Genomic DNA, 11,732 nt, shown 5'->3' on the forward strand with positions numbered 1-11,732 from the left:
CGTCGCGTGTGCCAAGACCACGACCGTGGATGAAAATTTTCGAACTTAGAAAAATTCCAATTGTGATGCATTTGAGCAACACTCATCGCAAATCAGAAATATTCGGCCGGAACCATTCCAGACTAGCCTCTCTCCTAATTGACCGTTTTCAAAGAGAAAACTTATCAAATGACCTTCTCCTGACGAATGGGCGCGAGAAGGGCAGAGATGAGTCGGAAACAATCGAGTCCGCGGCTGGCGCGCTTCGCTTCTCTTTCTGCGGCTTTCGACCGTGTGACAGGCTTTTCGGTCGTCGCCCTCGGCCTGGCCCCAGCGCTGACGCCCGGCGTCAGCGTTCCTGCTCTCGCGCAATCCCAGGCGACGCCCTTGCCGGCGGTGAGGGTCGACGCTCCGCCGGAGAAGCCGCGCCCTGTCGCCCAGTCGAAGCCGAAGTCCGTCGCCTCTCAAGGGCGCGCGAGCGGCGCGCAGCGCTTGCCCACCATTGACGTGGGAGGCGCGCGGCGCAGCGCCAGGGTGATTCCGACGACGCGCGCGCCCGTCGGGGCCGCAGCTCCAGCCGTTCAGGGCGTTCCCGGCGACCGTCCGCTGTTCCCCGCCACGGCGCTCGGCCGCGGCCCTACCGACGTCGTCGGCTATTTCGCGGGTAGAACATCGACCGCGACGAAAACCAATACGCCGATCATCGACATCCCTCAGTCGATCACGATTCTCACGAAGCAGCAGCTTCAGGACCGCAACAGCGTCGATATAAGCCGGGCGCTGCAATATGTGCCCGGCGTCACTGTCGCCCAAGGCGAAGGCAATCGCGATCAGATCACGATCCGCGGACAGGACACGACCGCGGATTTCTACACGGACGGCATTCGCGACGACGCGCAATATTATCGCGATCTCTACAACATCGAGGCCGTCGAAGTTCTCAAGGGACCCAACGCGCTGATCTTCGGCCGCGGCGGCGGCGGCGGCATCGTCAACCGCGTCACGAAAAAGGCGGACGGCGAACGGCTGCGGTCCATGATCGTCAGCTCAGGCAGCTTCGCGCGCAAACGCCTCACGGTGGACGTCGGCGACGCGATCAACGATACGCTCGCCGTAAGGCTCAACGGGCTTTACGAGCAATCATACGGCTACCGTGATTTCTTCAAGCTCGAGCGCTATGGCGTCAATCCGACGATGACCTGGCATCCGCTCGAAAAGACCTTCATCACGCTGAGCTACGAGCATTTCCGGGATCGCCGCACCGCCGATCGCGGCACTCCCTCGGTGGGCGGCTTCGTTTTCGGAGGCTCGTCGATCTATCCGGGATACCCGTCGCCGGCGCCGATCGACGCCTTCTTCGGCGTCGGCAATCCTTCGGTCGAAGCGGTGAATTACTCGAAGGTCGACCTCAATCGCGCCGCGCTCGCACTGGACCATACGACTGAATTCGGTCTCAACATCCGCAATCAGTTCGTCTATGCGGACTATGAGAAGCGCTATCAGAACACATTCCCGGATCAGGGGCTGGGCTTCGTCACGACGCTTCTTAACCCTGTCGCGACGACCGTTACGCCAGCCGGGATCGTGCGTCTCGACGGCTATGTCAACTCCAGTCCACGGCAGAATATCTTCAACCAGACGGACCTCGTCTATAAATGGCAGATGACGCCCGACATCCGTCACACGGTGATGTTTGGCGCCGAGGTCGGCAACCAGCTATCCGACGAAAATCGCGATCTCTCCTGTTTCAACGTGTCCTGCAGAACGCAGCGCGTGACGACGCCATTCTGGTCGCCGACTGCGTATTTCCCGGTCGTGTTCGCCAATCCAAACCGTCGTCGCCACACCAATCTGGACCTTGCCGCAGGCTACGTTCAGGATCAGATCGAAGTCACGCGGTATTTCGACGTGATCGCAGGCGTGCGATTCGACCGATTCGACCTGAAATACACTGGCTTTGACACGGGCCCCACAGATTTCAGGGGCCAGCTGCGACGCGTCGACAATGTGTGGTCGCCGCGCTTTGGCCTCGTGTTCAAGCCGATCGAGATTCTTTCAATCTATGGGTCCTATTCGCGAAGCTTCCTGCCGGTGGCGGGCGATCAGTTCAACGTGCTGTTTCCGACCGTCGCCAATCTCGCGCCGCAGAGCTTCCAGAACGTCGAGGTGGGCTTCAAAGCGCAGCTCTTGCCGGCCCTGCTTTTGACGGGCGCGCTGTATCAGCTCAATCGTTCGAATCAACAGCTCACGGTCAATGCGACGACAGCCATCCTCGCCGATACAAGGACGCAGGGCGGAGAACTCGGGCTCGTCGGCAATGTTACGGATCGCTGGGAGGTTTCGCTCGGCTACGGCTATCAGGACGCGCGCGTCGTCAGGACAGACAGAACGCCGACCTTGCGGACGCCGTTCTTCACCGACGTTGGCAAGACCAATCCCTCCGTGCCCCGAAACACCTTCTCCTTCTGGAACAAATACGACATTTCCGCCTTCTTTGACGCGGGCCCCGGCATTCTGGGCGTGGGCGCCGGCGTCGTCTACAATTCGAAGTTCTATCCCGCGATCGACAATTTCGTCGTCGTGCCCGGTTACGCGCGCGTGGACGGCGCCGTGTTCGTCAGGTTGAGCGAGAATGTCTCGGGACAGCTCAACGTCGAGAATCTGGCTGGCGCGCGGTACTTCGTCTCCGCGCACAACAACAACAACATCATGCCCGGCGCCCCGCGCTCGGCCTATGTGACGTTGAACGCGCGATTCTAAGACCCCTTTCTGACGGAGCGCGCCTCGAGAGGAGCTGTGATCTCCTGTCGCACACGTGCCCTGGTCAAGCGCGCCTTGTCGTCCGTGCAGCTATTCGGCAGATAAAAGTTCGCTGTCGACGAAGACATGGCTACGGTTCGACACATAGCAGGCAAAAACGCCGATCTGAGGTTCGTCATCTTTCCCGGCGAACGTGTATATTGGCCACGCGACGCGGCAGGGCCTTGCCCTGCTTGAGAAAGCCCGCCTCGTCGACCACAGGAACCTATCGCCATCGGTCAAGTTTTCTAGCGTATAGCCGCGGTCCCGGATCGACGGTCGCTTCGGCGCGCATCTCGCCGGTCTTGCGACTCTGCTCATCGCCGAGCAGCCCATCAGGAAAATGTTCCGCCGCGCGCGCCTCAGCTACCGGGCTGAGAATGTTGTGCGGGCGCTGGAGCGCACATGCGCGCAGATCGGCTACCCGAAGACGATCCGCGTCGATCAAGGCTCGGAGTTCGTCTCGCGCGACATGGACCTTTGGGCCTATGCGAAGGGCGTCACTCTGGATTTTTCTCGCCCGGGCAAACCCACCGATAATGCGTTCATCGAAGCTTTCAACGGTCGCTTCCGGGCCGAGTGCCTGAATGCGCACTGGTTCCTGTCGCTTGACGACGCGCGGTCGAAAATGGAGGATTGGCGCAGATACTATAATGAGGAACGCCCACACGGGGCGATCGGGAACAAACCCCCGATCACGTTGCAACTGCCCGATGGCGCACCCAGCCCGTCATCGTGAATAAAGCCCGAAAACTCTAACTTCGGGCGGTCCAATGTTTGGGAGCAGAGCACAATAGGCCGGACTCTAATCGATGATGGAGGAGTTTTTCAGGGGCAGGTCACAGCTTTTGAAAGAACGCCGCCGTTTCCGTCATATAACCTCTACACGACGCGTTTGAGCGAGCGCGTGCGCAAAAGGCGAAGACTTTGCTCGACGCTGGCTGGCCGCTGATGAATATCAACTGCGCCCACGCTGGCATGAGGAACAGCGATGGCGACAACTGGCCGGCAGGCGCACTGGGAAAGTATATATACTGCCAAGGGCGAGGCCGAAGTTAGCTGGTTTGAGGAAACCCCCACTGAATCCCTCCGATTGCTCCAGCTTGTCGGCGCTCAGCCGTCATCGGCCATTATAGATGTTGGCGGCGGCACGTCTCTTCTTGTCGACAACCTTCTGGCGAAGGGCTTCGAGAATCTCACCGTTCTGGATTTGTCGGCTGCCGCGCTCAACTCAACACGGGCTCGGCTTGGCGACAAAGGCGATGCGGTAAAGTGGATCGTAGCCGATGCGACTGAATGGCTGCCGACAGATTCATATGACATCTGGCATGATCGCGCCGCCTTTCACTTCCTGACCAGCAAGAACGAACAGTTGGCCTATATCAAACGGCTCAAGCAGGCGCTCAAGCGCGGCGGTCACTTGATTATCGGGACGTTTGCGCTCGACGGCCCCGAGAAGTGCAGCGGTCTTCCGGTTGCGCGGCACAGCGCTGAAAGCCTTAGCGCGCTCTTGGCGCCGGACTTTAATCTGATTGATAGCCGCCATCACGAGCAGATAACGCCATGGCAGGCAGTGCAGAAATTTCAATTCAGCACGTTCCGTTACAGTTGCGAAACATGAGCTAGGCCTACCATTCGAAGCCGCCCATCGCTTTGCTCAGACGAACGCCGAAGGTAAGTGGGGATTGGTTTTACGCGACTCGGTCGCCTGCGAGGAACTCTTATTCTTGATTTCTTGATCCGGCCGCGGCGCGGCAAGCACTCTACGGCCTCGCGACCTTGGCCGCGTTAAGAAATTGGTTGGGGCGTGGCGCTTGCCATGCTAGTTAGTGGCTGACAGAGTAACGAAATGTTCCGCTGCCTACGCCTTTTGGTCTCTGTGGTTATTCTGGCTACAGCTTTAGCTGGGGCAGGCGGAGCTTTTGCCGCCAAGATGAACCATGCTTGCATTGAAATGAGCATGGACGATTGTCCCGACCACAACGGTGACGACGGCGCGGCACTCCCCGTGTGCGCTGAGATCCTGTGCGGGCCAAGTCAAGCAGCGCTCCCGCAGCTTCAACCATTCCTTGATGCCGTCCTTTGGGCATACGCGCCGCCGCTAACTCCCTGCGATGACATCGAGCTCGGTGGCTTACGAAGCCAGCCCGCTCTTCGACCTCCAATCGTCTAAAGCCGAAAGTCCAATCTCGCTCACGGCAGCGCCGGGAGCAGATTGGCGCGACTTCAAGCGGTCGCCGCTAGCGCGACGGGAGATCGATTCCCCGATCCCGTCCACGCAACAACCAGCGCCGTTGTCGCATCGATCGCGTGAGCCGCGATGATGTCCTTCATCAGGATTGATCGCAGCTGCGATCCCTCTGACGACCATGCGCATTAGGGGGATACGGAGACAGTCTGATGATGCTCGTGAACTCGGGCAAGGCGCAGTTCTTCGCGCTGGTCGCGCTTGGCGTCCTGGGCCCATCGCCGTTCGCCCACGCCAACATCAACGACTACGAATTCCGGCTCGTTGAAGCACAATTTAGGACGGGACAAGCGATCGTATCGGTGCGCCTCGTCCACAAGTCCGACGACAAACCGGCGCCAGACGCGGTGATCTTTGCGATGCGACTCGACATGGCTCCAGATGGCATGGAGGCGATGACCAGCGTGATCGAACCGGCGCAAAGCCCTGAACCTGGAGTTTATCGTTTCAAGGTCGATCTGACTGATGCGGGAACGTGGCGGATATCGCTCGCTGCAAAGGTGCAGGGCGAGAGCGGCACGCTCCAGAACCGACTAATTTTAAAGGTGGCGCCATGAGTCGAGGTTGGCGCCTTCGTGCCATCTCATTTGTGGGGTCGGCGACGATATTGATGTGCTCGCCATCGCTTTCGGCAACCGAGCGACACTTGCCCGGCGCCACCGTCGAAAGCGTTGTCGCGCTTGCAGAGCAGCTTAGCCCAGAACTGGCGGCGGCCGCGCTGGATGCCGATGCCGCAGCGCATCGAGTGGGCGCGGCTGGCGTCCTAGCCGATCCGACAGTCACACTCCAGGCATGGGACGTGAATGGACGCGGCGTCGGCCAACGTTGGATCGGCGCTGAACAGGAATTCAAACTGTGGGGCAAACTTGACCTGGAGCGCGGCGTCGCAGAGGCCGACGCCGAGGCTGCGAGGCATCAGAGCCGCGTCGTCGCCACAGACCTAATCGCACGGGTCAAGACAGCTTATGCGCAATATGCCGCTGCGTATCGGGCGATCGACCTCTCCCTTGGATTGAAGCGCCGGCTCGATGAAACTCTCGGCTTGTTGCGCTTGCGGTATGGCGCAAGCTCCGTCGATCAGCAGGAAGTGATCAAAGGCGAGATCGAGGCGGCGACGGCTGAAACAGAGGTCGCACGCCGTCAAGGCGAGGCAAAGTCGGCCGCCGCTCGCTTAAATGCCTTGGTCGGTCGCGGCTCGCAAGAGCCGCTCGCTATGCCCAGAGGCTTTCGGCCGCTGAAAACAAAGCTGACGCTCGCTGGCGTTCAGGAGCTCGCGAGGGTCGCCAATCCAGCGCTCGCCGCGACCAGCGCTCAGGTTCGCGCGGCGACCGGAACTAAAGAACTCACGGACCTGAATTACTACCCAAACGTCACCGTTGGCGCGAATTTCGTGCAGCGTCCCACCGGCGACAATAGCGGCATGTTCATGCTCGGGTTCAAGGTGCCGCTGCAATATGAAGCGAAAGACGCCGAACAGCGCGCCGCCAGTTCGCGACTCGGCGCTGCGCAGATGCGCTACGACGCCATCCGAATCCGGCTCGACGGCGATGTCGCCGAAGCGTGGTTCGGGCTGGAGGCGGTGCGCAAGGCGATTCGGATTGTCGAACAACGCCAGCTCAATCCGGCGCGCCTGTCGGTAGAGACGGCGCGAAGCGGCTTTGCGGCCGGCGCCGCCGACTTGGCGACGTCTCTGGAAGCCGAACGACGCCTGCGAGCGATCGAACTCGAAATCCTTAAGCTCAAAGTCGAAGAGCAAGCCCGATACGCCGAGCTTGAACGTCTGGCGGGAGGCTCTCTATGACTCGCCGTCATTTCGCTATTCTTTTGGGCTTTGTCATCGTCGCGGCCAGCCTTGCTTGGCTGCTTGAGGGCCGCTTCAAATGGGTCACACCTACAGGAACGCCTGGCGACGCCGGGCCTAACATCTCGGGCAAGGCGCCTGCAACGACTGGCTCTATCATTTACTACCGAGATCCCGACGGTGGCCCGGCCTATTCCTCGACGCCCAAGAAGACACCGGCGGGGAGAGATTATCTGCCGGTGCGTGCGGGTGAGGACATCAGCTTCGAAGACAAGCCGCCGCCCGCGGCCGCCGCGAGCGGCGAGCGGCGCGTGCGCTTCTACCGCCACCCCATGGGTCTACCCGATACATCGCCCGTTCCCAAGAAGGACGAGATGGGAATGGATTACGTACCCGTCTACGAGGACGATGCGAACAACGGCATGACCGTCGTCATAAGCCCCGGAAAGATGCAAAAGACGGGGGTTCGCTCCGAACCCGTCCAACGCCGGACGCTGAGCGTCCCAGTTCGAGCGACAGGTAGGATCGAGTTCGACCCGCGCCGAATCTCGGTCGTCTCCTTGCGCTTCGAAGGCTTCATCGAGTCGGTCGGGAAGTTTGCGGAGGGCGATTACGTTCGCAAGGGCCAGACGCTGATGCGCGTGTATGGGCCGAATCTTTCGAGCGCAGCCGCCGAATATGTCGCCGTCCTCAACATGCGGCGTGGCGGCGGGATGGACGCCCAGCGCCTGGAAGGAGCCAAGCGGCGGCTCGTCAATCTCGGCCTCGACGAAAGCGCCATCGCTGTGATCGGGCGCGCCCGCAGCGTTCCACGTGTGATTGCATGGCCCGCGCCGCAAGACGGCCATGTCCTGGAGCGGGCGACGATTAACGGCATGCGCGCCGCGCCTGGGGACATGCTGTTTCGTATCGTCGATCATTCCCTGGTCTGGGTGCTCGCTGACATCGCCGAGCGGGACATCGCCCTGATTGCGCCTGGACAAAAGGTCGACGTGCGGCCAAGAGCGTATCCCGATCGAGCCTTCCAGGGGCAGGTCGCGCTGATTTATCCCCATCTCAATATGGAGACACGAACGGCGCGCGTCAGAATCGAACTGCCGAACCCAGACGGACTGCTGCGGGGAGATATGTATGCCGAGGTCGAGATCGCCGCCGGCGTAAACGAAAGAGTGCTAACCGCGCCCGAAAGCGCCGTCATCGACACCGGCAAGCGGCAAGTGGCGATTGTCGACAGGGGCGAAGGGCGCTTCGAGCCGCGCGAAATCAAAGTCGGGCGACGCGGCGAAGGCTTCGTCGAAATCAAGAGCGGCGTGAGCGAAAACGAACGCGTCGTTACGTCCGCTAACTTCCTCATCGACGCCGAAAGCAATTTGAAGGCGGCGTTACGAGCTCTCGACCAAGGGGAGTCGGGCAGGTGATCGCCCGTATCATCGCCTGGTCGGCGCGCAACCTCTTGCTTATCTTCCTGGGCACGGCCTTCGCGGTTGCAGGGGGCGTCTATGCGTTGCGCACGCTGCCGCTCGACGCCATTCCCGATCTCTCCGATGTGCAAGCGATCGTCTACACCGAATTTCCTGGTCAGGCCCCGCAAGTCGTCGAGGACCAAGTCACTTATCCGCTCACCAGTTCGATGCTGACCGTTCCGCGCTCCAGAGTGGTGCGCGGATTTTCATTCTTCGGCGTATCCTTCGTCTACGTCATCTTCGAGGATGGCGTAGATATTTATTGGGCGCGCTCGCGCGTCCTCGAATATTTGAGCGCGGCGAGTAAGAGATTGCCGGCCGGCGTGACGCCTGTTCTTGGTCCCGATGCGACGGGCGTTGGCTGGGTCTATCAATATGCGCTCATCGCCAAGGAAATGACGCTCGCCGAATTGCGCTCGATCCAGGACTGGACGATCCGATATGGCCTCGCCAAGGCCGAAGGCGTCGCCGAGATCGCGAGCGTCGGCGGCTTCGTCAAGCAGTATAATGTCGTTGTCGATCCTAATCGATTGCGCGCGCTCGGCATTCCGCTGTCGAAAGTGCGCGGCGCCATCCGCGCCAGCAATGCCGATGTCGGCGGTCGTACGGTCGAACTTTCCGAATTTGAATTCATTGTGCGCGGACGAGGCTATCTGCGCAGCGTGAGCGACCTCGAAAGTATTGTCCTGCGCGTGGAAAGCGGCACGCCGCTTCTCCTGAAGGATGTCGCGCGCGTCGAGCTCGGCCCCGACGAGCGGCGTGGCGTCACCGAACTCAATGGCGAGGGCGAGGTTGCGAGCGGCATCGCGCTACAGCGTTATGGCGCCAATGCGCTCACAGTGATCGACAATGTCAAATCGGCCCTTGCGCAGATGGCGACAAGCTTGCCGAAGGGCGTTGAGATCGTCTCGGTTTACGACCGCTCCCAGCTCATTCATGCAGCCATCGAGACGCTCAGGAGCACACTCGTCGAAGAAGGCGTCATTGTCGCTCTCGTCTGCGTCGTCTTTCTGATGCATGTGCGCAGCGCGCTCGTCGCCATCGTCATGCTTCCCGTTGGCGTATTAATGGCTTTCGCTGCGATGAAGGCGCTGGGAATCGGCTCCAACATCATGAGTTTGGGTGGGATCGCTATCGCTATCGGCGCAATGGTGGACGCCGCCATCGTTATGATTGAGAACGCGCATAAGCATCTGGAGCGCGCGCTGCCCGACAAGCGACGTATTGAGATATTGATCGATGCTGCGACCGAGGTTGGTCCCGCGCTGTTCTTTAGCCTGCTGATCATTACGGTTTCGTTCCTGCCCATCTTCACGCTCGAAGCACAAGAAGGGCGTCTGTTCAGCCCGCTCGCCTTCACCAAGACTTTCGCCATGGCGGCGGCGGCTTTTCTTTCCGTGACTCTCGTGCCGGCGCTGATGGTCGTCTTCGTGCGCGGAAAAATTGTTCCCGAGGCGAGAAACCCCATCAATCGCGCGCTCATCTGGCTCTATCGGCCGATCATACGTCTGGTGCTCAAAGCGAAAGTCGCCACGATTCTGCTGGCGCTGGGCGCGCTGGCGCTGACCATCATTCCCGCCCGTCAGCTCGGCAGCGAATTCATGCCGGCGCTCAATGAGGGCGCGCTCCTTTACATGCCGACGACATTGCCGGGACTCTCGGTCACCAAGGCTGCCGAACTCCTGCAAACGCAAGACCGCATCATCAAGTCCTTCCCCGAGGTTCACTCCGCCTTTGGCAAGGCTGGACGCGCCTCGACTGCGACCGATCCGGCGCCGCTCGAAATGTCCGAGACCGTCATCCAGTTGAAGCCAAAGGATCAGTGGCGTTCTGGGATAACGATCGACAAGCTCATTGCAGAAATGGATGCGGCGCTGCAATTCCCCGGCGTGTCGAACGCCTGGACCATGCCGATCCGAAACAGGATCGACATGCTGGCCACGGGGATCAGAACGCCGATCGGCGTCAAGATTTTCGGCCGCGACTTGTCGCAAATGGAAGGGCTCGCGCGCCAAGTCGAGGCCGTCTTGAAGCGCGTGCCCGGAACGTCGAGCGCCTACGCCGAACGCGTCATGGGCGGCTATTATCTGGATATTGTTCCCGACCGCGCGATGCTCGCGCGCTACGGCCTCATGATCGGCGACTTGCAAGAGGTTATCGCGACGGCTCTTGGCGGCGAGACCATAACCACGACCGTCGAGGGGCGTGAACGCTACGGCGTCAGTATTCGCTACCCGCGCGACTTTCGTTCCGAGCCAAGGGCGATCGCCAGCGAAGTGCTCGTCGCCATGCCGGGCGGCGGGACGGTTCCGCTCGGCGAGGTGGCGAGGGTCGAACTGGTTCGTGGTCCAACTTCGATCCGCACCGAAAACGGTCAGCTCGCGGTCTATGTCTTCGTCGATATTCGGGACCGCGATGTTGGCGGCTATGTCACGGAAGCGCGCAGATCGGTCCTCGAGGCGATCGAGTTTCCGCCCGGTTCTTATGTCACCTGGAGCGGCCAATTCGAATATCTGGAGCGGGCCGACGCGCGCATGCGGATCGTCGTGCCCATGACGCTGCTCGTCATTTTCCTGCTGCTCTATCTGAACTTCCGCCGCTTGACCGAGACATTGATTGTTATGCTGTCGCTGCCCTTCGCGCTGGTCGGCGGCGTGTGGCTGATGTGGTGGTTGAACTTCAACATGTCCGTCGCGGTGGCGGTGGGCTTCATCGCGCTGGCCGGCGTGGCCGCCGAAACCGGCGTGGTCATGCTCATCTATCTCGATCACGCCATGCGCGAAATTCAGGCTGCGCGCGACGCCTCGCGCGCCGCTTTCACGAGAGCCGATTTGCATGAGGCGATCATGCTCGGCGCCGTCGAACGCGTGCGGCCGAAGATGATGACGGTTGTCGCGATAATGGCAGGGCTTGTGCCGATCCTCTGGAGCACGGGCGCAGGATCAGAAGTTATGCAGCGTATCGCCGTTCCGATGATTGGCGGGATGGTGTCTTCGACGGCTCTGACGCTCGTCGTCATTCCGGCGATCTATGCGCTGATCAAGGGGTTTGGCCTGCCTCAAGAAGGAGAGGTCAAGCGGGAGTTGGGAGAAGCTATCCACGCCAGCTCCATAGAACGATGCACAACAATCAGCACAGGAGGAAAGACCAATGCTTAAACTTTCTATTGCATTGGCGGCGATGCTGGCTCTGTCGGTCCCTGCAATGGCGTGGGAGATGCAAGAGCAAGATCCGCAGACTCACGGAATGGTCCCTGGGGGGCATAGCCGTCACGGGCATCGCGATTGGAGCGCCCCTGGTCAACACAGACATAATGTGTGCTGGCATCGTCATCATGGAAGATGGGTGTGGGTCTGTCGCTGACGTAAGGTAACTATCGTCGACAATAATGGAACGGTCCGACCGTCAATTTGCTGTCGGGCCGTGTTCCTCAGGCAACCTC

Annotated in this window: 6 protein-coding genes and 2 pseudogenes; 7 read left to right on the forward strand and 1 reads right to left on the reverse strand. The window is 60.5% G+C overall.

Translation table 11 applies throughout. The features are described 5' to 3' along the window. Nucleotides 1-207 precede the first annotated feature (207 nt). The gene (locus AC0X69_RS22475) at nt 208-2,739 is read left to right on the forward strand and encodes a TonB-dependent receptor (RefSeq protein WP_482613904.1); all 2,532 of its coding nucleotides are present in this window, start codon (nt 208-210) and stop codon (nt 2,737-2,739) included. Between the two features lie 44 nt (nt 2,740-2,783). On the opposite strand, the pseudogene AC0X69_RS22480 reads toward AC0X69_RS22475, so the two are convergent. Beyond that, nucleotides 2,784-3,139 (reverse strand): annotated as a pseudogene (locus AC0X69_RS22480) (transposase); the annotation flags it as partial. Between AC0X69_RS22480 and AC0X69_RS22485 the strand changes: the two are divergent. The 6 genes and pseudogenes from AC0X69_RS22485 to AC0X69_RS22510 all read left to right on the forward strand — a co-directional run. Beyond that, nucleotides 3,137-3,517 (forward strand): annotated as a pseudogene (locus AC0X69_RS22485) (integrase core domain-containing protein); the annotation flags it as partial. The pseudogenes AC0X69_RS22480 and AC0X69_RS22485 overlap by 3 nt on opposite strands. A gap of 252 nt (nt 3,518-3,769) precedes the next feature. Then, nucleotides 3,770-4,399: a class I SAM-dependent methyltransferase gene (locus AC0X69_RS22490; protein WP_482613906.1), complete on the forward strand. Its 630-nt coding sequence runs from the start codon at nt 3,770-3,772 to the stop codon at nt 4,397-4,399. Between the two features lie 782 nt (nt 4,400-5,181). Beyond that, nucleotides 5,182-5,583, forward strand: coding sequence for a FixH family protein (locus AC0X69_RS22495; RefSeq protein ID WP_482614063.1), 402 nt, complete (start codon nt 5,182-5,184; stop codon nt 5,581-5,583). 89 nt (nt 5,584-5,672) lie between these two features. After that, nucleotides 5,673-6,827 carry a TolC family protein gene (locus AC0X69_RS22500; RefSeq protein ID WP_482613908.1) on the forward strand — a complete coding sequence of 385 codons (1,155 nt, stop codon included), beginning with the start codon at nt 5,673-5,675 and terminating at the stop codon, nt 6,825-6,827. Next, on the forward strand, nt 6,824-8,245 hold the full coding sequence (locus AC0X69_RS22505; RefSeq protein WP_482613910.1) for an efflux RND transporter periplasmic adaptor subunit: 1,422 nt from the start codon (nt 6,824-6,826) through the stop codon (nt 8,243-8,245). Before AC0X69_RS22500 ends, AC0X69_RS22505 begins: the two co-directional genes overlap by 4 nt. Then, complete coding sequence (locus AC0X69_RS22510; RefSeq protein ID WP_482613911.1) at nt 8,242-11,448, forward strand: efflux RND transporter permease subunit; 3,207 nt, start codon at nt 8,242-8,244, stop codon at nt 11,446-11,448. The genes AC0X69_RS22505 and AC0X69_RS22510 overlap by 4 nt, the downstream gene beginning before the upstream one ends. Nucleotides 11,449-11,732: the final 284 nt, after the last annotated feature.

Source organism: Methylocystis sp. Uni0008, assembly GCF_056838045.1.

Excerpts from the sequence above, each read along its gene's own strand:
- AC0X69_RS22475 (WP_482613904.1), top strand. The coding sequence starts at position 208 with ATGAGTCGGAAACAATCGAGTCCGCGGCTGGCGCGCTTCGCTTCTCTT.
- AC0X69_RS22490 (WP_482613906.1), top strand. The coding sequence starts at position 3,770 with ATGGCGACAACTGGCCGGCAGGCGCACTGGGAAAGTATATATACTGCC.
- AC0X69_RS22495 (WP_482614063.1), top strand. The coding sequence starts at position 5,182 with ATGCTCGTGAACTCGGGCAAGGCGCAGTTCTTCGCGCTGGTCGCGCTT.
- AC0X69_RS22505 (WP_482613910.1), top strand. The coding sequence starts at position 6,824 with ATGACTCGCCGTCATTTCGCTATTCTTTTGGGCTTTGTCATCGTCGCG.